This is a genomic window from Arthrobacter sp. StoSoilB13 (genome assembly GCF_019977255.1).
Taxonomy (GTDB): domain Bacteria; phylum Actinomycetota; class Actinomycetes; order Actinomycetales; family Micrococcaceae; genus Arthrobacter.
This window is the reverse complement of the sequence record NZ_AP024647.1, coordinates 2,326,920-2,347,269: the sequence shown is the minus strand read 5'-3', so window position 1 is coordinate 2,347,269 and position 20,350 is coordinate 2,326,920. Positions and strand designations below refer to the sequence as shown.

Annotated in this window: 16 protein-coding genes and 2 pseudogenes; 8 read left to right on the top strand and 10 right to left on the bottom strand. The window is 61.4% G+C overall.

Features of this window, described 5'->3' with window-relative positions:
- Positions 1-64: 64 nt before the first annotated feature.
- From bcp to LDP01_RS10950, 7 genes and pseudogenes are all read right to left on the bottom strand, one after another.
- Positions 65-532, bottom strand: coding sequence for a thioredoxin-dependent thiol peroxidase (gene bcp / locus LDP01_RS10980; RefSeq protein ID WP_224089058.1), 468 nt, complete (start codon positions 530-532; stop codon positions 65-67).
- Between the two features lie 96 nt (positions 533-628).
- Entirely contained in the window at positions 629-1,426 is a 798-nt protein-coding gene (locus LDP01_RS10975) for a winged helix-turn-helix domain-containing protein (RefSeq protein ID WP_224089055.1), read from the bottom strand.
- 11 nt (positions 1,427-1,437) lie between these two features.
- Positions 1,438-2,787: an allantoinase AllB gene (gene allB, locus LDP01_RS10970; protein ID WP_223946961.1), complete on the bottom strand. Its 1,350-nt coding sequence runs from the start codon at positions 2,785-2,787 to the stop codon at positions 1,438-1,440.
- Positions 2,780-3,958 (bottom strand): glycerate kinase, encoded by a 1,179-nt coding sequence (locus tag LDP01_RS10965; RefSeq protein WP_224089052.1) that lies wholly within the window; start codon positions 3,956-3,958, stop codon positions 2,780-2,782. Before LDP01_RS10965 ends, allB begins: the two co-directional genes overlap by 8 nt.
- Positions 3,959-3,977: 19 nt before the next feature.
- On the bottom strand, positions 3,978-5,753 hold the full coding sequence (gene gcl / locus LDP01_RS10960; RefSeq protein WP_224089049.1) for a glyoxylate carboligase: 1,776 nt from the start codon (positions 5,751-5,753) through the stop codon (positions 3,978-3,980).
- Positions 5,754-5,886: 133 nt separating this feature from the next.
- Positions 5,887-6,789, bottom strand: a pseudogene (locus tag LDP01_RS10955) (2-hydroxy-3-oxopropionate reductase); the annotation flags it as partial.
- Positions 6,790-6,908: 119 nt separating this feature from the next.
- Positions 6,909-7,712: a hydroxypyruvate isomerase family protein gene (locus tag LDP01_RS10950; protein WP_224089044.1), complete on the bottom strand. Its 804-nt coding sequence runs from the start codon at positions 7,710-7,712 to the stop codon at positions 6,909-6,911.
- Positions 7,713-7,969: 257 nt separating this feature from the next.
- Here LDP01_RS10950 and tcmP point away from each other — a divergent pair, with 257 nt between their 5' ends.
- Positions 7,970-9,106, top strand: a complete 1,137-nt coding sequence (gene tcmP / locus LDP01_RS10945; RefSeq protein WP_224089042.1) for a three-Cys-motif partner protein TcmP — start codon at positions 7,970-7,972, stop codon at positions 9,104-9,106.
- Here tcmP and LDP01_RS10940 read toward each other — a convergent pair.
- Together LDP01_RS10940 and LDP01_RS23960 are read right to left on the bottom strand one after the other, a co-directional pair.
- The gene (locus LDP01_RS10940; RefSeq protein ID WP_224089040.1) at positions 9,103-9,846 is read right to left on the bottom strand and encodes a DUF5131 family protein; all 744 of its coding nucleotides are present in this window, start codon (positions 9,844-9,846) and stop codon (positions 9,103-9,105) included. The genes tcmP and LDP01_RS10940 overlap by 4 nt on opposite strands.
- A 106-nt stretch (positions 9,847-9,952) precedes the next feature.
- On the bottom strand, positions 9,953-10,840 hold the full coding sequence (locus tag LDP01_RS23960; protein WP_527249045.1) for a reverse transcriptase domain-containing protein: 888 nt from the start codon (positions 10,838-10,840) through the stop codon (positions 9,953-9,955).
- Positions 10,841-11,924: 1,084 nt separating this feature from the next.
- Between LDP01_RS23960 and LDP01_RS10925 the strand changes: the two genes are divergently transcribed.
- The 7 genes and pseudogenes from LDP01_RS10925 (at position 11,925) to LDP01_RS10895 (ending at position 19,331) form a co-directional block, all read left to right on the top strand.
- A complete protein-coding gene (locus LDP01_RS10925; protein ID WP_224089038.1) occupies positions 11,925-12,926 on the top strand; it encodes a LacI family DNA-binding transcriptional regulator in 1,002 nt (333 codons plus the stop codon).
- Positions 12,927-13,115: 189 nt separating this feature from the next.
- Positions 13,116-14,423, top strand: coding sequence for an ABC transporter substrate-binding protein (locus tag LDP01_RS10920; RefSeq protein ID WP_224089036.1), 1,308 nt, complete (start codon positions 13,116-13,118; stop codon positions 14,421-14,423).
- Between the two features lie 2 nt (positions 14,424-14,425).
- A complete protein-coding gene (locus tag LDP01_RS10915; RefSeq protein WP_224089034.1) occupies positions 14,426-15,367 on the top strand; it encodes a carbohydrate ABC transporter permease in 942 nt (313 codons plus the stop codon).
- Entirely contained in the window at positions 15,364-16,263 is a 900-nt protein-coding gene (locus LDP01_RS10910; RefSeq protein ID WP_224089030.1) for a carbohydrate ABC transporter permease, read from the top strand. The genes LDP01_RS10915 and LDP01_RS10910 overlap by 4 nt, the downstream gene beginning before the upstream one ends.
- Positions 16,264-16,340: 77 nt before the next feature.
- A complete protein-coding gene (locus LDP01_RS10905) occupies positions 16,341-17,405 on the top strand; it encodes a Gfo/Idh/MocA family protein (RefSeq protein ID WP_224089026.1) in 1,065 nt (354 codons plus the stop codon).
- A gap of 1 nt (position 17,406) precedes the next feature.
- On the top strand, positions 17,407-18,156 hold the full coding sequence (locus LDP01_RS10900) for a ThuA domain-containing protein (RefSeq protein ID WP_224089023.1): 750 nt from the start codon (positions 17,407-17,409) through the stop codon (positions 18,154-18,156).
- A gap of 4 nt (positions 18,157-18,160) precedes the next feature.
- Positions 18,161-19,331: pseudogene (locus LDP01_RS10895) on the top strand (Gfo/Idh/MocA family protein).
- On the opposite strand, the gene LDP01_RS10890 reads toward LDP01_RS10895, so the two are convergent.
- The gene (locus LDP01_RS10890; protein ID WP_224089008.1) at positions 19,324-20,265 is read right to left on the bottom strand and encodes an NAD-dependent epimerase/dehydratase family protein; all 942 of its coding nucleotides are present in this window, start codon (positions 20,263-20,265) and stop codon (positions 19,324-19,326) included. The pseudogene LDP01_RS10895 and the gene LDP01_RS10890 overlap by 8 nt on opposite strands.
- Positions 20,266-20,350: the final 85 nt, after the last annotated feature.

Sequence of the window (20,350 nt, the reverse complement as noted above, 5' to 3'; positions counted from 1 at the left end):
ATTGCCCTAAAGCCGCAGGATGTGCGAGAGGGATTGCCCTAAAGCCGCGGGATGTGCGAGAGGGTTAGACGCCCAGCTCTTCCTTGAGGGCCTGGACGTGGCCCTGGGCGCTGACCTGGTACTGGGTGAGCTTGACGGTTCCTTCGCCGTCGAGCACAACGGTGGAGCGGACCAGGCCTTCGACGATCTCGCCGTCAACCAGCTTCTCGCCCCACGCGCCGTAAGCAAGGGCCACGGAGTGGTCCTCATCGGAGAGCAGCGGGAAGGTGAGCGCAAATTCGCCAGTGAACTTTGCGAGGGCCTCGGGGCCGTCCGGGGAGATCCCGATGACGTCGTAGCCATTGCCCTGCAGGCTTGCGAGGTTGTCGCGGAAATCGCAGGCCTCGGTGGTGCAGCCGGGGGTGGCTGCCTTGGGGTAGAAGTACACAATGACGTTGCGTCCGCGGTAATCGGACAGCGAGACCTTGGTGCCGTCGGCGTCGAGCAGCGCGAAGTCAGGTGCTTGCGTTCCGACGAGGAGTTTCTGGGTCATGGCGATCCTTTACATTCAACCGGTGTGCACCGGCGTTCATTTCAAACAACAGCGGTCATACAACTTGCGGGGCGTTGATCATCTACAACAGCGAACCTAGATGCTGTATTCCGCAGGTCCGCGCACTGTGGCATAAGGCCCTGGCACGAACTGGTAGCCACCACCACGGACGGTGGCGACAGTGTGGCGGGCGCTTCCGAGCTTCCGCCTCACCCTTCCAACATAAACGTCAATGGAGCGAAATGCCGCGCCGGGGAGGTCAAATGACTCCAGGAAACGTTGCAATTCTTCACGACTGATGGCCCTGGAGCAGTTCACTACGAGGTAGCGCAACAGCTTGTATTCCATGCCAGTAAAGGCAACCGGCTCGCCGTCGAGCAGTACTACTTCAGCCGCGAGGTCGATTGCAAGTTGACTACGGCGCCCGGCCAACATGACGGGCTCGACGGCGGTACTGCCGCTTCCGATCCGACCCCGGCCAACGGACCCATCACCCTCGCGTGCGGAGGTAATTCGTCCGTTCGACGGGGAGTTTCCGTCAGCCAGTGCGTCCGCGAGGGACATCGCGTCCGTCCCGAAAGGGTGGGTACCGGCGTCGGCGGCTTCCTGCGGAGTGCCGCCCCAGGAAGTATCGCCGACGCCGGAGTGTTCTGCCCCGATGGCGGGCCAGATGCGGACTTCCGCCTCCGGGGCAAGTTTCATGGCCCGGGCCAGCACAAGGCGTGCTGCCCGTTCCCAGACTGCAGGATCAATCTCGTCGCCCTCGGCCGGGTTGACCCAAAGAGCAAGGCCACGCGCGCTCAGGCCGGGCTGTGTCTTGAGTCCCGGCCGCCGACCCATGGCCCGCGCTGCGGGGTCACGGAACGGCGGTGGCCCGTAGGCATTGACTGCCATGACGGTGGAACCTAAACGTTGCCGCGGCGGAGCAGCTTGCCGCCGGGGTTCTGGCCGTCGATCGGGGTGCCGCGCAGGTAAGTTTTGCGGACGACGCCGGCAAGGGGACGGCCGTCGTACGGCGTGATCGGGTTCTTGTGCTTGAGCTTGGTGACGTCCACAACGAAGGCCTCGTCCGGAGCGAAGATCGAGAAGTCGGCGTCGTAGCCCAGGGCGAGCTGGCCCTTGTTGTGCAGGCGGGCCAGGGCGGCAGGCTTCTCGGCCATCCAGGACACGACCTGCTCCAGCGGGATGCCGCGGTGGCGGGCTTCGGTCCAAATCAGGGACAGGCCCAGCTGGAGCGAGGAAACGCCGCCCCAGGCCACTGCGAAGTCGCCGTTTTCCAGGTCTTTCAAGTCCAGTGTGGAGGGGGAGTGGTCCGAGACGATGCAGTCGATGGTGCCGTCCTGCAGGCCCTTCCAGAGGAGCTCGCGGTTGGAGGCCTCGCGGATTGGCGGGCAGCACTTGTAGGCCGTGGCGCCGTCGGGGATTTCTTCGGCCATGAGCGTCAGGTAGTGCGGGCATGTCTCAACGGTGAGGTTGACGCCGTCGCGCTTTGCCGACGCGATCATCGGCAGGGCGTCCGAGGAGGAGAGGTGCAGGATGTGGGCGCGGGCGCCGGTCCAGCGGGCGCGCTCGATGACCTCGGCGATGGCCTTGTTCTCGGCGCCGCGAGGGCGGGAGGCGAGGAAGGTTTCGTAGTGGTCGCCACCGGGGTGCGGGGCGCGGTCGATCGCGTGGGAGTCCTCGGCGTGCACGATCATGAGGGAGTCGAAGGACTTGAGCTCCGCCATGTCCTCTTCCATCTCATCCGCGTCCAGGTGCGGGAACTCGTCCACGCCCGAGTGCAGGAGGAAGCACTTGAAGCCGAACACGCCTTCGTCATGCAGCGGGCGGAGGTCCTTCTTGTTGCCCGGGATGGCACCGCCCCAGAATCCGACGTCCACGAATGCCTGGTCCTTGGCGACCACGCGCTTCTGCTCCAGGCCGTCAACGCTGGTGGTGGGCGGGATGGAGTTCAGCGGCATGTCGATGATGGTGGTGACACCGCCGGCAGCTGCGGCGCGGGTGGCGGAGGCGAAGCCTTCCCATTCGGTGCGGCCGGGCTCGTTGACGTGGACGTGGGTGTCCACGAGGCCGGGGATGAGGGTTTCGTCGTCTGCGAGTTCGATGACCTCGTTGCCCGTCAGGCCGTTGCCCAGGGGTTCGATGGCGACGATGATGCCGTCGCGGATGCCAACTTCGCGTGCTGCGAGGCCGGCGGTGGTCAGGATGCGCTGGCCCCGGATAACGAGGTCATAGGCGCCGATTGCTTCAGACATTGAGGTACTCCTTGTTGTCGGGGTTGCCGGTCCGCTCCGCCAGGTACACGCCTATGTGCTTACCCAATTGTTCAAGCAACGGACCTGCTTCAGCGATACATTTTTGGACATCTTTTTCCAGATCGGTCAGTGCGTGGACCGTGTGGAAGCCGGCATCCGTGAGTTGTTCCCGGCTCAGGGTACTCCGGCCGCACACGGCGATCACGGGAACCCCGGCTTTCTGGGCTGCTCTGGAAACGCCCATGGGGGTCTTGCCGAGCAGGCTTTGTTCGTCCAGGCTGCCTTCTCCGGTGATCACCAGGTCGGCGCCCTTCAGTCTTTGTTCGAGGTTAGTGAATTCAAGCACGACGTCGATACCCGGCCGCCGCTCTGCCTTCAGCGCCGCGATGGCAATGTAGCCAACGCCGCCTGCTGCTCCGGCGCCTTCTGCCTTGGCTGCGTACTTGGCCTGCTGGCCGGTTGTAGCTGCGAGGACGTCGACGAAGTGGCTCAGGGCTTGATCCAGCGAGGCGACGTCGTCCGGCGTCGCGCCCTTCTGCGGACCGAAGATGGCCGGGGCTCCGCTGGCCCCCAAAAGGGGATTGTCGACGTCGGACGCCAGCACGAACTCTGTTGCCTCGACGCGGACGTCGAAGTTGGAGAAGTCGATGCTGTCTATATTCGCGAGGGCCGCACCGCCGCCGGGGAGCTCGTTGCCATTCTTGTCCAGAAACACGGCGCCGAGGCCCTGCAGGACTCCCGCGCCAGCGTCGGTGTTGGCGCTGCCGCCCACACCCAGAATGATCTTGCGGCAGCCGAGGTCCAGCGCGGCGCGGATGAGTTCGCCGGTGCCGATGCTGGTCGCCGTTTTGGCCGTTTCACTCGTGGGGCCGTCCGGGAGGAGGGCGAGACCGGAAGCGGCCGCCATTTCGATGACAGCTTCCGTGTTTTTGATTGCAAAATCAGCCTGTACGGGTTCGCCCAGCGGGCCGGTGACGGTGGTGGTCCGGCGGGTGAAGCCGGAACCGATGGCGGCGTCGATGGTTCCTTCGCCGCCGTCGGCTACCGGAATGCGTGTTGCCTCAAGGCCTGTTTGGCCGAAGCCTGCCAGCAATCCTGTTGCGAGATGCCTGGCGACGTCGGGCGCGGACAGTGAGCCCTTGAATTTGTCCGGGGCGATGACAACACGCATTCCGGTGCCTCCTTTTCCTTTAAGCCTTGGCGAGGATCGCGGTGGGTGCGTCCGCCGCGGTCTCTGCCAGCTCTTCGAACTCGTTCACGCCGTTGATCTCAACGCCCATGGAGATGTTGGTGATCTTTTCCAGGATCACTTCAACAACCACGGGAACCTTGAACTCGCCCATCAGTGCCTTGGCCTTGTCGAAGGCGGCAGGCATGTCGTTCGGGTTCTCAACGCGGATAGCCTTGCAGCCCAAGCCCTCGGCAACCTTGATGTGGTCCACGCCGTAGCCGTTGGTCTCAGGGCTGTTGATGTTCTCGAAGGCCAAGGAAACGTTCTGTTCCATGTTGAAGCCGCGCTGGCTCTGACGGATCAGGCCCAGGTAGCTGTTGTTCACCACAACGTGGATGTACGGCAGGTTGAACTGCGCGCCCACGGCCAGTTCCTCGATCATGAACTGGAAGTCGTAGTCACCGGACAGGGCAACAACGGTGGCGTCCGGGGTTCCCCTTACAACACCCAGTGCTGCCGGAGCGGTCCAACCCAGCGGGCCAGCCTGGCCGGCGTTGATCCACTTGCGGGCACCGAATACGTGCAGCATCTGTGCGCCGGCGATCTGCGACAGGCCAATGGTGGACACGTAGGTGGTGTCGCGGCCGAAGGCCTTGTTCATCTCCTGGTACACGCGCTGCGGCTTGATGGGCACGTTGTCGAAGTTGGTCTTGCGGTGCAGGGAACCCTTGCGCTCCTGGCACTCGGCAACCCAACCCGAGTAGTCCGGCAGGGACTTTGCTGCCTGGCGCTCGCGTGCCAGCTCGATCAGGCCAGCCAGCGCCGCACCGGCGTCGGACGCGATGCCCAAGTCCGGCGAGAAAACGCGACCGATCTGCGTCGGCTCGATGTCGATGTGAACGAACTTGCGGCCGGCCGTGTAGGTGTCCAGGCCGCCGGTGTGGCGGTTGGCCCAACGGTTGCCGATCCCGATCACGAAGTCGCTCTGCAGGAACGTCTCGTTGCCGTAGCGGTGCGAGGTCTGCAGGCCAACCATGCCGGCCATCAGCTGGTGGTCGTCCGGGATGGCGCCCCAACCCATCAGCGTGGGGATAACCGGAACGTTCAGGATTTCGGCCAACTCAACCAACTGGGCCGAAGCGCCGGCGTTGATGATGCCGCCACCGGCAACGATCAGCGGGTGCTTGGCCGACGTCAGCATGTCCAGGGCCTTTTCCAGCTGCTTGCGGGAAGCCTTGGGCTTCTCGATCGGCAGGGGCTCGTAGGTCTCGATGTCGAACTCGATCTCGGCCATCTGCACGTCGATGGGCAGGTCCAGCAGGACCGGGCCCGGACGACCCGAGCGCATCAGCTGGAACGCCTTCTGGAAGGCGCCGGGAACCTGGCCCGGTTCCAGAATGGTCATGGCCATCTTGGTAACCGGCTTGGCGATGGACTCGATGTCCACAGCCTGGAAGTCTTCCTTGTGCAGCTTGGCAACAGGTGCCTGGCCGGTGATGCAGAGCATGGGGATGGAATCTGCCCATGCTGCGTACAGGCCGGTGATCATGTCCGTGCCTGCGGGGCCCGACGTGCCGATGCAGATGCCGATGTTGCCATCAGCTGCGCGGCTGTAGCCGTCAGCCATGTGGCTGGCGCCTTCAACGTGGCGGGCCAGCGTGTGGCGGATGCCGCCGTGGGCACGCATTGCTGAGTAGAAGGGGTTGATCGCTGCGCCTGGCAGGCCGAAAACCTCGGTGGCGCCTTCCTTTTCCAGGATGGCGACTGCCGCATCAACGGTGCGCATCTTAGCCATGGTGTACTCCTTGTTTTTGCCCTTTTCGGGCGAAGTCTGGGGTGTTTTTGGGTGTGGTGAGGGAGCCGCCGTCGTTTAAGTACGACGGCGGGTTCCCTGCTTTTCGTTTCTTGGTGCCTTTGGGGCGGGTGCTTTATTTCCGGCCGCTGAGCTGGAGGACCTGCTTGAAGAGGCCCGAGTGGTCGAGGCCGCCGTCGCCCTGGTTGACGGTTGCGGCGACGAGCTGGGCGACGGCTGCACCGAGCGGGACAGTGACGTTGGCTTCGCGGGCTGCGGAGGTGACGATGCCGAGGTCCTTGTGGTGGAGGGCCAGGCGGAAGCCGGGGTCGAAGTTGCGGTCGAGCATCTTCTGACCCTTCTGGTCCAGGACCTTGGAACCGGCCAAGCCGCCGCCGAGGACCTTCAGTGCTGCGTCGGTGTCTACGCCGTAGGCCTCAAGGAAGGCGATGGCCTCGCCGAGGACCTGGATGTTGACGGCCACGATCAGCTGGTTTGCTGCCTTGACGGTCTGGCCGGAGCCGGACGGGCCGACGTGGACGATGGTCTTGCCCACTGCGTTGAGGACATCCTGTGCTGCCTCGAAGTCAGCTGCCTCGCCGCCGACCATGATGGACAGGACGGCGTCGATGGCGCCCTGTTCGCCACCGGAGACCGGTGCGTCGAGGGGGCGGATGCCTGCTTCTTTGGCGTCTGCTGCGAGCCGGGCTGCGACGTCCGGGCGGATGCTGGAAGCGTCGATCCAGAGTGCGCCCTTCTTCGCGTTGGCGAAGACGCCGTCCTTGCCGCTGACTACGCCCTCAACATCGGGGGAGTCCGGGACCATGGTGATGACGACGTCGGCGTCCTTGACTGCGTCCGCGATGCTCGTGGCACCCTGGCCGCCCTCAGAGACGAGCTTGTCGATCTTGTCCTGGCTGCGGTTGAAACCGGTGACCGTGTGGCCGGCCTTGACGAGGTTGATGGCCATGGGAAGGCCCATGATTCCGAGTCCGATGACTGCAACGTTGCTCATTGTGGTTCTCTTTCCGGGGAAGTCTGTGTGTGTCTGAAGTCTGTATGTTTTAACTCAGGTGTGCTTACCCAACTAGGTCGCATTAGTGCGCGTTTTGAGCGTTCTAAACGCGCTCTGCTGCTACTTAGTTAGTCGTGCGGTGCTTAGTTGGCGTTGGCGCGCTGGCGGATGGCCCAGCTGAAAGCCGTTTCCTGCGGTTCCTTGTACTCGAGGCCGATGTAGCCGCCGTAGCCGAGTTCGCGGCTGCGGGCGATCCATTCGCCGAGGGGGAGCGTGCCGGTTCCGGGAGCGCCACGGCCGGGGTTGTCGGCGATCTGGATGTGACCGAAGTCCTTGGCGTGGTTCTCGATGACGGATTCAACGTCGTCGCCGTTGACTGCCAGGTGGTAGAAGTCGGCGAGGAGCTTGATGTTCTGTGCGCCGGATTCTGCCTTGACGCGGGCGATGACCTTGAGTGCGTCTTCCGCGGTGAGGAGCGGGTACTTGCGTGCTCCGCTCACCGGCTCGAGGAGGACAGTTCCGCCAATACGTGCGACGCCGGCAGCTGCCGCGGCGAGGTTCTTGGCGGCGAGTTCGTCCTGCTCTTCAGGGGTGAACTCGTCCTGGCGGTTGCCGTAGAGCGCGTTGAAGGCCTTGCAGCCGAGGCGCTCACCGATGCCTGCTACGACGTCGATGTTGTCCTTGAACTCGGAGCAACGTCCCTTCCAGGAAACCAGGCCGCGATCGCCGCCGGGCATGTTGCCTGCATTGAAGTTCAGGCCCGTGAGCTGAACGCCGGCGTCCTTGATGGCGTTCTCGAACTCGGTTACCTGCGCGTCGGTGGGGACTGAGGTTTCGAAGGGCCACCAGAACTCGACGGCGTCAAAACCGGCTGCCTTCGCGGCGGCGGGGCGCTCGAGCAAGGGCAGCTCCGTCAGGAGGATGGAGCAGTTCACTGTGTACGTCATCGTAGGTCCTTCCGAGGAGGGGCTTTGATCTATCTTCCTCTGTGCTTGGCTGCTGCCTTGGCGCTTGGCTTCATTTCCGCTTTGTGGAATTTAGATTCTGCTTTATGAAAAGTTTAGGGAAGGTGGGGGTGGGAGTCAAGGGGGTGGGTAGGCGACGTGAACTCCAAGCTTCGTTGGCCGGGTACAAGCTTGGCGCGTCATCCGGAGCGGCTGGGGCGAGTGCATTACGCTCGTGGTCGAGGGGAAGGCGTGTCATCGTGAGCAGTACTGGTAACTTTTTTGAGTCTCCGCAGGCCGCAGCTGTCTACAAGCATCGGTTGCTTAAGTCATACATCCCCGCTTGGGCTGGGAAGGTTGGGTCGACGGCTGAGGGGAAGAAGGTCGTGGTCTACGACGCATACGCTGGCCCCGGCCGATATGGCAGTAACCATCCAGGTTCCCCGGAACTGTTGGTGGACACGGCGCAGAGTATGGCTGACCTGAGAAATGTCTTCACCGTTTTCAGTGAGAAGTCGAGGAACCTTTGCGGCGAACTCGAAGAATTGTTGTCCGGCAAAGGCGTCCCTCCATCGTCCTATCAAGTCAGGCTCGGGCCCGTTGATGCACACCTTGACGAAGTCCTGAAATTGAGTCGCGATCTACCGCTCTTTATTTTTCTCGACCCGTTCGGCCTCACAGTATCTTTCGATCGTATTGTGCACGCACTGTCGGCCAGGGATATAGATAGACTTCCTTACGCTGATCAGCCCAAAACAGAGTTACTTATGAACTTTTCCTATGAAGCGGTCAGGCGAATCGCTGGAGCTCTTCGCTCCGGAAAATCCTATGCAGCCAAAGAGGCGCAGGTCGCTGCTCTCGATAACGCGCTCGGCGGTGATTGGTGGCAAGACGTCGCCCTCAGTGGGGACGATGAATGGGTCCAAAAGATTCTTATCGGATTCGCTGACCGCGTTGGGCAGGCTGCCGGATACGGCTACATCACCGCAGATGTCGCTGATTCATTGGACGCAAAACCAGTCTATGAACTAATCCTTTTCACGCGACACGATGATGGATTGTGGGAAATGGCGCAGGCCATGTCATATGCGCGACGCGACTGGAGGCAATGGCTCGTTGATCAAGCGGAGAGGCGACGCCCATTGCAGCCGCAATTGCCAGGGTTGGATTTCAGGGATAACGAGGCTGCCTGGATTGATGAAATAGCAGTCAATATTGAAAGCATACTCATTGACGCTGGACCCTTCAGGCTCAATGACAAGCTCGATCGGGTATTCGGTCGAACGCTGGGTCTTGCCCGGGAAATGCATGTTAGAAAGGCCTTGAGGCTATTGCAGACTAGTGGGGTCATTAGCTCGGTGCCGAAGGGAGGGCTTCAGCGCGCCTATATCAGCTAAGAGGCTAGTAGTGGCATTTCCTCCCAAGTGCGACCGTCCAGTTCTCGGCCTCCCGACTTGGCGCGAGGTCCTCCCCACTGCTTAAAGAAAAATGGCGTATTCGTGGAAACGCATCTCTCTCTCACGCCTCTTACCCATTCCGGATCAATGGCTCTCGCCTGTGGCCCACTTTCGCCACCAGCAATCACCCAATCGATGTTGTTTAGCGGTAGGTCAGGAACAGGACCCAGTAACGGTTCGCAGGATAGGAACCGAACGGCGGCGGGTACCTCGGCTAAGTCCGCAACCCTGTTGTACTGACTGGAGGACTCGATGCTCACACCCATCCACAGATTCTTGGGCCAAGACAGTTTGTCGGCGACTCTCTGAAGCCGACGTGCGCGCTTTGTGAGGACTTGGTAGGTGTGATGCGGTGTGTCCTCAATGACTGCGAAGACGTCGCGAATGAACGAAATGGGAACTCGTGCATGGAATAGGTCGCTCATCGAGTTGACGAAAACCAGGCGTGGCCGCTTCCATTTGTACGGTGTGGTGAGAGCGTCGGGGTGCACTGCAATGCCGAAACCTGGTCCACTTGTCCGCGGATCGCCATCCAATTGGTACTTCGCTGCCCCCATGGCCTTGAGCCTCTTGGACAACGACAGTGCGTAGCAGTTGTCACAACCCGGAGACACGCGATCACAACCAGTGGTGGGGTTCCAGGTTGCTTCCGTCCATTCGATCGAGCTTCTATCTGACACATGAAAAGCTTAGTCCATAGAACACATGTTCGATCGGCGCATCGTGCCTGTGGTCGCGTACTCATGCACGCTGGCGTTGTAGATAGAGGCATGAGAGCGAAAAGCCCTAGTCGTATAGGTAGAGCTCAGCTCCATCTGACGCTGCGCCGAAGCCATAAGTATCGACTGCGGTTCTAATAATCCCGGAGATGCGCCGGACGCTGGGCAGGCGCAGGTCGACGTTCTGCTTGGATGTCTCGGATTCAACCTGTAATTGAATAAGTTGGTCGCGTTCCAGTCTCCACATTGCTGGCTGTTTTGTGACTTTTGGACCCAGTATCTTCTGCCTTTTTTTGAGTGCAAGCCAAGTCTGAGTTGCGATCCAGATGTCCAACGCCTCGAGCTCCGAATCATGATCCACCAAAGGGAAGAAGGCCATGGCGCCCTCAAAGGTCATGTCGGGAACTGTTCCTCGCAGGAATCGCCTCACCTGATTCTCACTTAGGGGACCATAGAGATAACGGCGGAGTTGCCATATGTAAGTGGCATAGTCTCTGTCGGTGGTCGTTATACGAGCAAGATTCTGATTGTTCCTCAGAGGCTCCATCAGAAGGTTTGTGAACAGAAGAGTCTGAATGCGGCTCTTTATTCGATCCACGGCCGTTGCTTTCATCCGGGTGGACCGGAGGCCCAGTGTATGGCCCAGGTAATCCACAGCCTTTGTCCCGGACATCTCATGTGTGCGCGCATCCGCTGGCACAAGTAGCCGCACTCCAGGGCTTTTCCCTACGTTTATCGGCGAGCCAATGGCGTCTGCTGAGGCATGCAGAACTCCTGCGGCTTCACATACCTTATCGTAGCTGGGGCTCCAGATGAGCGTGTCGTCGGCGTACCTCGCGAACCCGACGCCAAGACGTTCTAGTGACCTATCAAGTTGGGAAGCGACAACATTGGCAAGGAACAGACTGATTGAAGTCCCTTGGGGAAGTCCGCGAGATCCCCCTTGATGTCCCATGTCGTATTGAGCGTTAGATACAGGAGGCCTGCTTCGCAGGAAGGGCCTCTGTCAGTTCTCTCTCGAGCGGGGTAATGATCACCCCTAACTCAGCGACGGCGCTCCATAGAAACTCATGAGAAATCATGTCAAAAAAGCTGCTGAAGTCATATTCAGCAACGAAAAGCCTTTGCTCCCTAGCGAACTCAGAGCGGATCCGTGAGATCGCATCGTGCGGTGTCCGGTCGTGTCTATAAGCATATGTGTGTCCGCTGAGCCGCGAGGCATTTTTTCGCATTAGTGAGCTATAGAGACGCTTCGATATAACTTCATCGGCGATAGCGTACGTGTTCACCAAACGGGTTCCGCCGTCGCCCTTGGGAACAGCGAAATTAGCGGGACGATGTGGCATGTACGATCCATTTTTGAGCCTCATCGTGAGCGCGTGAGCTATGGACGAACTGCGCTTTCGAACAAGATAGGGATTGAATGCGGGATCCGTCCAGCGTTCGGGGCCGTTGGACTTCAAGGAGTGGCGGGGCGTTTACGGCTCGACGATCACGACGTCTATTTTCATCCAAGACCGCTCGCGAATAGGTTTCAAACTCGCGTATCTGTCGAACGGCGGCACCACGAACACTTACTTCAAGGTCACGCCACATCATACCTCCAAGAAATGAGAGGGCCCGTCACTACGGGCCCTCTCACCGGCCACCAACACGTGCAGAAAATGAGCTTCACGCAGGCAGTGCACTTGCGTGCCCCGCCTCAGGTAGGTCAGTGGTGATCAACCAAAATCTGACTACGAACGGAAGGGAGCCTAGTTCCTCTTGGAACCCAGAGCGAGACTATACCGTTTGCCACAAATTGCAACAATTGATCTTTGCGTGGACCGTTTGAGCCCACGGCGCGATGGTGGTAAAGGTGCTGCTCTTTGAGTGTCAGTTATGAATCCCCGAAAGGCGCTTCTTGTCGTCCGCCTGATCTGAGCGCAGAGTCCTTCAGCTTTGCGAGCAGGTGGCCAGCTAAGCTGAGAATGCCGTTGACTACGGCAGAGGAGTGGCGGCAATGACAGGCTTCATTGCTCTCAGGAGGGCGAATTGAAATGGCTCGAGCGACAGTTCAGGACGTCGCCAGGACTGCCGGTGTGTCCGTGGGGACGGTGTCGCGTGTTCTGAACGGGAGTTCGGCAGTCAGCGCGTCGGCCAGAGAAAAAGTCACCGCAGCGATCAAGGAGCTCAGCTACCGCCCCCTCGCCTCGGCGCGAGACCTAAGAAGAGACCGAACCATGCGCGTCCTCGCCCTGGCAAAGAACCTGGATTCCCTGGTGATCAGCGAAGTCTTCCGAGGTGTCGGCGACGCAGCGGCCGACTCGGGTTACGTCAGCCTTATCGCTGCAACCGACGGGGACCTGGATCGCGAGCAGCAGCTCGTGGACATGCTGCGGAACGGCTCCGTCGACGGACTGGTCATCTTTTCCCCAACGATGCCGGACGAGGACGTCAACACTGTCGCTGAGCAACTAAGCGTGATCCAGGTCTGTGAGATCGTCGACGCAGAAGCAGCATTCGGAGTGTCCATCGATGACCGCCAAGCAGCCTACGACATCACCAAACATCTGATCGACACAGGCGCCAAGAAGCTGGCAATGATCGCCCACAGGGGAGCCCGATCGGGCCGGCTACGCGAGGAAGGTTTCCGCCAGGCACTCACTGAGTCGGGCTTGGAATCGGACCAGATCCTGCTGGGCGAAGGCAACTTCGGATTCCACGCCGGCCGCGATCTCACGAAGAAACTCCTGGAAACAAAGAACCTCCCCGACGCCGTCTTCTGCGGCACTGACGTAGTCGCCGCAGGGTGCGTCCGGGAACTCACGGACGCCGGAATACGAGTTCCAGACGACATCGCCGTAGCCGGCTTTGATGACTCGGCACAGGCGGAAATGTGCGTTCCAGAGCTAACCACCGTGAGGCAACCAGCCTACGAAATGGGCCTCGTAGCCTTCGCTGAGCTCCTTGAACGAATGACCGTCGAGGGCGCACATCGCAAGGGAAGAACCTTCCTCCCGCACGAACTCGTCATCAGGGACTCCACCAAAGAGGGTTGACAGCCCTCAGTGGTCGCTGTCACACTACTTTGGAATCGATTCCACGAGCCGCAAGGCCGTTTTTCCGGACAATATTTGGAATCGATTCCAAAGATCAAGAGAACCGCCGGCGAAGAAGCCACCCTCAGCACGCGGGACAGCCAAAACGCGCACTGAACACCGCCGCCACAGACCCCAAAGGAGCCACTTGTGGACTTGAACCGACCTGCTCTCCCGCTCCAGAACAAAGCACGAAACCGCAAAACCCTCGCGGCCACCGCAATAGCAGCAGCCCTCCTGCTCAGCGCGTGCGGCGGGGGAGCAGCACCCCAAGCTGCGGAGAAGGCGGCAGCTGCCGATCCGGCGTCGGGCGCTAATGCCAGCGGTGCCGTGAACATCTGCGGCGTCAAGGACGCGAGCGGGATCTACAAGGGCACAGCGGAGGCGTTCACCAAGGCGAACGGCAAGGTCACGGCCAAGTACACGGAGATCGGCGCCACCACGGATGAAGCCCGCACGCAGATCGTGCAGCGGCTGGAGGGCAAGTCCACCGAGTGCGACCTCTTCCTTACGGACGTCATCTGGACCTCCGAGTTCGCCTCGCAGGGCTGGTTGCTGGACCAGACCAAGCTGGTCGAAGCCAACAAGGACCGGCTCATTCCCTCCACTGTGGAAACCACCAAGTACCAGGACAAGTACTGGGCCTCGCCGTTCTTCACAAACGCCGGGTTGATCTACTACCAGAAGGACAAGGTAGCCAAGCCCGAGTCGTGGCAGCAGCTCTACGCGGAAGCCGCCAAGGCTCCCGGCAACGGATACGTCTACCAAGGCAAGCAGTACGAGGGCCTCACCGTGAACTTCCTTGAGATGCTCTACAGCGCAGGCGGCGAAGTCCTCAACGACCAGGGCGACGTCAAAATCGACTCCAAGGAAACCCGCGACGTCCTCAATTTCATGAGCGACGGCCTCAAGAACGGCTCAGCCGACCGCGCCGTCCTCACCTACAACGAAGACCCCGCCCGCCTCGCCTACGAGTCCGGCGACTTCGGATACCAGCGCAACTGGCCGCACGTGTACCGCCTGCTCAACGCGACACCGCTGGCGTCCAGCTTCGGTGTCGCACCGCTTCCGGCATGGGAAGGCGGCAAGGCCTCCGGCGTTCTGGGCGGCTGGAACCTGGCGATCTCCGCGCACTCCACCAACCATGCCGGAGCTGTCGCGTTCATCGACTTCGCCACCACCCCGGACTGGCAGAAGCACGTGGCCATGGACTACTCCCAGGCCCCGGTCAACGAAGCTGCCTACTCTGACCCGGCGGTACTGGAGAAGATGCCGTTCGCCACGGAACTCCTCGCCTCCGTGAAGGGTGCCAAGCCGCGCCCGATCTCCCCGGTCTACCAGCAGATCTCGCAGGCGATCTACAAGAACGTCTACGCCGTCCTCTCCGGTACCGCCTCCACTGAGGAAGCCGTGCAGAAGATGGCCGAGGAAATCACGGCGGCAAAGGCGAGCTTCTAATCATGGCCACCAGAACAATCTCGCCAAGCCGCGGCCCAGCGAAGACAAGCGCCCGCGACCGCGCCGAGCGGAGGCTAGCCCTCCGCATGACGGCCCCGTCGCTGGTCATCATGGCGCTGGTTGCAGCAGTCCCTATCGGCTACGCGATCTGGCTCTCGCTGAACCAGTACAGCGTCCGCACCGCCGGTCTGTCCCGCTTTGTCGGACTGGAAAACTACGTCAACGCCCTGGCAAGCCAAGAGTGGTGGGCGGCGTTTGGCCAGACGTTCCTCTTCGCAGGCCTCTCGGTCAGCCTGGAACTCATCCTCGGTACGGCAATGGCCTTGCTGCTCAACCTCGCGTTCAAGGGCCGCGCGGTCCTGCGCACGGTGGTTCTGCTGCCGTACGCGATCATCACCGTGATTAGCGCCATCACCTGGCAGACGATGTTCCAGCCCAACATGGGCCTGGTCACCAACGTCCTCTCCACGCTGGGACTGCCAGGCGGCGACGTCGTCTGGCTGGGTGAGCACGGCTACGCGATGGCCGTGATCGTCATGGCCGACGTCTGGAAGACCACGCCGTTCGCGGCGCTCATCATCCTGGCCGGCCTGCAGGTGATCTCCGCCGAAACGTACGAGGCCGCGGAACTCGACGGCGCCAGCAAGTGGCAGACCTTCGTCAACATCACCCTGCCACTCCTGCGTCCGGCAATCGTCCTCGCGGCGATCTTCCGCACCATGGACGCCCTCCGCGTCTTTGACCTGCCGTTCGTTCTCACCCGCGGCGCCAACGGCACCGAGTCGATGTCCATGCTCGCCTACACCCAACTGCGCGAAAACCGGCTGGTGGGCGAAGGATCGGCGCTGTCCATCCTGACCTTCCTCACCGTCATGGTGGTCTCGGTCATCTACGTCCGCTTCGCCGGGGGCAACATCCGCGATGTCGCGAAGGAGGAACAATGAGCATACTGACTGCAGAACGCCCGACGGCGGCACCCGCCACGCGCCCGAAGGCGCCGAAGCGTCGCTTGCGTGGGGAATCGAAACTGCACCCCCTGGTATGGGTGTTCGTCATTGCCGTGATGGCTTTCTCGCTCATCCCTTTTTATTGGCTGGTGAACACCTCCCTTAAGAAGGGCGCGAGCCTGTCCCAAGGCGAGCTCTTCCCGAGCCAGCCGACACTCGAGAACTATCTGGTGGTCTTCCAGAACCCCGAGTTCCTCTTGGCCTTGCGCAATTCGGTGATTATCGCCGTCGTGACTACAACGGTGGCGCTGGTCTTCGCGTCCTTCGCCGCGTATGCGCTGGCCCGGCTGAAGATGCGCCGCAAGGCGATGATCCTGACGCTGATCCTTTCGGTGACCACGTTCCCGGCCATTGCCATTGCGGCTCCGATGTTCTCCATCTGGCGCGAGATCGGCCTCTACGACACCCTGCTCGGCCTCATTATTCCGAAGCTGACGTTCGCGTTGCCGCTGGCGATCTACACGCTGACGTCGTTCTTCAAAGAGATCCCGCGTGAGCTCGAGGAATCCGCGTACATGGATGGCGCCACACCGTTTGTCGCCTTCCGCAAAGTGATCCTGCCGTTGGCGGTTCCGGGCCTCGCCACCACGGCGATCCTTGTCTTCATCTCGGTCTGGAACGAATTCCTCCTGGCCGTCACGCTGACCACCTCGCCGGAGGCCCGCCCAGTCCCAGTGGCGATTGCATTCTTCAGCGGCACCAGCGAGTTCGACCAACCCCTGGGCACCATCAGCGCCGCATCGGTGATCATCACCGTCCCGCTCGTGATCCTGGTACTCGTGTGCCAGAAGCGCATCGTTTCCGGCATGACCGCCGGTGCCGTCAAAGGCTAACCCCAAACCGAGTAACCCCAGAAAGAAAAGGAACAACGTGAGCATTCAGCAGCAGGGCCCCGTCCGCAACCCTCAAGGTGGGAGTTGTGGGCATCGGTTGGGCCGGCCAGCAGCACCTCAAGGCGTACAGCAATATCGACGGCGTCGAAATTGTCGCCGTCGCGGGGATGGAAGCCGACCTTCTTGCCCAGTTGAAGGGGGAGTACAGCATTCCCCACGCCTTCGCCCGCTGGGAAGACATGATCGAGCTTGAAGGTCTCGACGCCGTCAGCGTCGCCGTGCCGACGTTCCTCCATGCGCCGATCGCCATTGCTTCGCTTGAGCGAGGATTGCATGTGCTGAGCGAAAAGCCGTTGGCGCGCAACGCCGTCGAGGGTCAACAGATGGTGGACGCCGCCCGCAAGGCTGGCCGCGTCCTGGACGTCGCGTTCAACCACCGCCGCCGCGGCGACATCCAGGCGCTCAAGGAAGTGATCGACGCCGGTACGCTGGGCCGTCCGTACTACGCCAAGGCATCCTGGCTCCGGCGCCAAGGCATTCCCATGCTGGGTAGCTGGTTCACCAACCCGGAGCTCGCCGGCGGTGGTCCGCTGGCTGACATCGGCGTGCACGTCCTGGACTACTCGCTTCACCTGCTCGGTGAGCCCAAAGTTCTGGCCGTCTCGGCGTCGACCCATTCCGAACTCGGCCCGCGCGGCCTCGGCGGCAACGCCCGCTATACGGCGTCGAACTCCAGCCATAAGTTTGAAGTGGAAGACTTCGCATCGGCCTTCATCCGGCTGGAAGGGGGTGGAACCTTGATCCTGGAAGCGGGTTGGGCCACTTACCGCGACGAGCGGGACTTGATGGACTTCACTGTTTACGGGACCGACGGCGGAGCGGACTTGCGCTCGGTCGGCGCCTCCGAGAACCCGGTAGCGGACGTCCACGTCTTCACTGAGAAGAACGGCGAGAACGCCGACTTCGAGGTGGTGGCCGAACCCGGGCGAGCCCACCAGGCCGTCGTCGACGATTTCATTGCGGCCGTGCGCGGTGGCGAGACGGTGTGGGGAAGCCACGACGGGTCGCTTGCTCTGAGCCGTGCCCTGGTCCTGGATGCTTGCTACAAATCCGCCCTCGAACAACGTGAAGTGGTGCTCTGAAATGTCTGATTCAAAACTCAAGATTGTTGTGTGGAATGAGGCCGTGCACGAGGCCCGCAACGATCCTTCAATGATGGCCGAGATGTATCCGGAAGGCATCCATGGCGCCATCGCTGCCGGGCTTCGTGCCTACTACCCTGACTCTGAAATTTCCACAGCCACCTTGGCAGATCCCGAGCATGGGCTGTCCGAGGAAGTCCTGAAGCAAACGGACGTGCTGCTGTGGTGGGGGCACATCGCGCATGGGGAAGTCGCTGATGAGGTGGTGGAGCGCGTGCAGCGCCACGTACTCGGTGGCATGGGCTTGGTGGTTCTCCACTCCGGGCACTTCGCCAAGATCTTCACCAGGCTGCTGGGTACTACTTGCTCGCTGAAGTGGCGCAACGAAGGTGAACGGGAGCTGGTGTGGACGGTCAAGCCCTCGCACCCGATCGCGGCCGGCATTGAAAGCCCGATCGTCATTCCTCAGCAGGAAATGTACGGCGAACTGTTCGACATTCCGGAACCCGATGACCTGATCTTCATCAGCTCGTTCACCGGGGGAGAGGTATTCCGCTCAGGCGTGACATTCTGCCGGGGCAAGGGCCGGATCTTCTACTTCAGCCCCGGCGACCAGGAATACCCGGTGTATCACCAGCCGCAGATCCAGAAGGTCATCGCGAACGGGGTTGGCTGGGTGGCTCAGCCGGGCGTTTTCCGGGAGGCGCCCGAGGTTTCCAATCCTGCGCGGAAATGGTTCGAGGAGGGCTAGAACGATGACCACTTTCCCTTTGTCCGCTGGCCGTCCGCTGGGCGTGGCTGCGATCGGTTACGCCTTCATGGGGAAGGCCCATTCGAACGCATGGCGGAACGTGGCCAGCTTCTTCGACGTCCCGGCCTTTGAGCAGAAAGTCCTCGTTGGCCGGGACGCCACCCTTGTAGCGGAGGCCGCCGCCAAGTACGGCTGGGCCGAATCCGCCACTGACTGGCGTTCGGCGATCTCGCGGGATGACATAGACGTTGTTGACATCTGCGCCCCGGGCTGGATGCACGCCGAGATCGCCATCGCGGCCCTTGGAAGCGGGCAAGCACGTCCTGGTGGAAAAGCCGCTCGCCAACACTTTGGGTGAGGCTGAGTTGATGGCTGACGCGGCTGCCTCGGCTCAGGCACACGGAGTGCACTCCATGATCGGGTTCAACTATCGTCGCGTTCCGGCGCTGGCATTGGCTCGGGAGCTGATCGCAGAAGGTCGTCTCGGAACCATTCGGCACGTCCGTGCCGCATACCTCCAAGACTGGCTTTCCGACGTCGAAACCCCCATGAGTTGGCGGCTACGCAAGGAAACCGCTGGCTCCGGGGCGCTGGGCGATATCGCCTCGCACGCCATCGACCAGGTCCAGCACCTCACGGGCCAAACCGTTACTGAGGTGACCGGAACGCTGAGGACTTTTGTCACCGAGCGTCCCGGTCCTGACGGTCTGGAAAAAGTGACGGTCGACGACGCCGCGTGGGCCACCCTTGGCATGACGGGAAACATCAGCGCGTCGGTGGAGGCATCCCGGGTTGCCACGGGCCAAAAGAACTCGCTCAAGATCGAAATTTACGGTTCGCTAGGCTCGTTGACGTTTGATCTGGAGAATCTGAATGAGCTCGGTTTCCTGGACGCCACGCTTCCCGTGCGGGAGCAGGGATCCCGGCGAATTCTGGTCAACGAGCCCGAGCATCCGTACGTTGGCGCGTGGTGGCCGCAGGGGCACATCATCGGCTGGGAACACACTTTCACGCACCAGATCCGTGATTTTCTCACCACCATCAGCGCGGGCGAGCCGCCGTCGCCGTCGTTCGCTGACGGGCTCCAAATCCAGCGGGTGCTGGCTGCCGTCGAAGAGTCGGCGAGGAACAGGAGCACGGTGACGGCCGTTCGGGAACGGGTTGGCGTCAGCTAGCCCGGACTACGTTGGCTTCCGCATGGATGATGGCGAGCCCATCTCGATAAGGCGTCACGGCGAACTCAGGGAAATGCGGGGTGAACTTAGTGGAGTCGAAGCGGTTGTGGTGGGCGTAGCGCGGCAGGAGTTCCCTTACTTCGCGAACCTGTGGAGCGAAAAGGCCGGCCGCGTTCAGGGCCCACCGCGGCACGACGGTGTAGCCGGGGTTCTGGCCGAAGGCTTCCGACGCCAAGGTGGCGAACTCCCGGTACTTGAGGCGCTCCTGTGGGACAGGGAGATGCCAGGTCTGGCCGAAAGCGGCTGGCCTGTTGCCCAGGAGGGCAAGCGCCCGGCTCGCGTCGGGAGTCCAGATCAGCGTCCGCTCCCGGTCATCCCGCACCGGGATGCGGGGTTTCTTGCCGGCCTTCAAGGGGTCGATGATCAGGGCATTTGTGAAGCTCTGCGTCCGGCCCGGCCCATAGAACTCGGGCGCCCGGCCGATGAGAATGGGAATGTCGCCCCGGGCCATCTCCTCAAGCACCATGGACGCCATTGCCGCGCGGACCTTGCCCTTGCGCCCGTTGGGAACGAATGGGGTTTCCTCGGTCTGGATGCGGTCGTCCTGGGGGTACATGTAGGTGTTGTCGAAATAGACGAACTTGGCGCCAGTAGCCCGGGATGCGTCCAACGCATTGCGGAGCATGGTAGGAAATTGCTGCTCCCATAGTTGTGTGTTCGCCGGAAGTCCAGCCGTGAAATACACGACGTCGCTGCCCTCAACTGCCGCGGTGGTCTGGGAAAGATCGAGCAGGTCCGCTTTCACCGGTGCATCTGACTCGTTGACCTTGCGGGGATTGCGACTCACCAGCCGCAGGTCCTGGGTGTGGTTGCGGTGAAGCTCCCGAGCGAGTTCCATCGCTATCTGGCCGTTTGCGCCCAGTATTGTCTGCATTTTCGAGCTCCGCTGATTAGGTGACATCGCATTCTTAATGCGATATGTTTACACTGCTTACATCAGGGTAGGAGGCAAAGTTAGC